At 47.4% G+C, this 1,055-nt stretch carries 1 protein-coding gene; it reads right to left on the reverse strand.

All coding sequences use genetic code 11. The features are described 5' to 3' along the window. Positions 1-1,055 (reverse strand): elongation factor Tu (gene tuf, locus AB4133_RS20170; RefSeq protein WP_137001546.1); only part of this gene is annotated, 1,055 nt, incomplete at both ends.

Genomic DNA, 1,055 nt, shown 5'->3' on the forward strand with positions numbered 1-1,055 from the left:
AAGATTTTAGCTACAACACCAGCACCAACTGTACGGCCACCTTCGCGGATTGCGAAACGTAGACCTTCGTCCATTGCGATTGGAGCGATTAGCTCAACAGTCATTTGAACGTTGTCACCTGGCATTACCATTTCTACGCCTTCTGGTAGAGTGATGTCGCCTGTTACGTCAGTTGTACGGAAGTAGAACTGTGGACGGTAACCTTTGAAGAAAGGAGTGTGACGGCCGCCTTCGTCTTTAGAAAGTACGTATACTTCAGACTCAAACTTAGTGTGTGGGTTGATAGAACCTTTCGCAGAAAGTACTTGACCACGTTCAACGTCATCACGCTTAGTACCACGTAGAAGTGCACCAACGTTCTCACCTGCACGACCTTCGTCAAGCAGTTTACGGAACATTTCAACACCAGTACAAGTAGTAAGAGTAGTCTCTTTGATACCAACGATTTCTACTTCGTCACCTACACGTAGGATACCGCGCTCGATACGACCAGTTACAACAGTACCACGACCTTGGATTGAGAATACATCTTCAATTGGTAGTAGGAACGGTTGGTCAACTGCACGCTCTGGCTCAGGAATGTAAGAATCTAGTGCTTCTGCAAGCTCAACGATCTTGTCTTCCCACTGCTTCTCGCCGTTTAGTGCGCCAAGTGCAGAACCTTGGATAACTGGTAGGTCATCACCTGGGAAGTCGTATTCAGAAAGAAGTTCACGAACTTCCATCTCAACTAGCTCAAGTAGCTCTTCGTCATCTACCATGTCACATTTGTTCATGAATACGATGATGTAAGGGATACCAACTTGACGACCAAGTAGGATGTGCTCACGAGTTTGAGGCATAGGGCCGTCAGTCGCAGCAACAACTAGGATACCGCCGTCCATTTGTGCAGCACCAGTGATCATGTTTTTAACATAATCCGCGTGTCCTGGACAGTCTACGTGTGCGTAGTGACGTGCTGGAGTGTCGTACTCAACGTGAGAAGTTGCGATTGTGATACCGCGCTCACGCTCTTCTGGAGCGTTATCGATAGATGCGAAATCTTTAGCAACACC

The sequence above is a fragment of the Vibrio sp. 10N.286.52.F8 genome, assembly GCF_041468745.1.
Lineage (GTDB): Bacteria > Pseudomonadota > Gammaproteobacteria > Enterobacterales > Vibrionaceae > Vibrio > Vibrio crassostreae_C.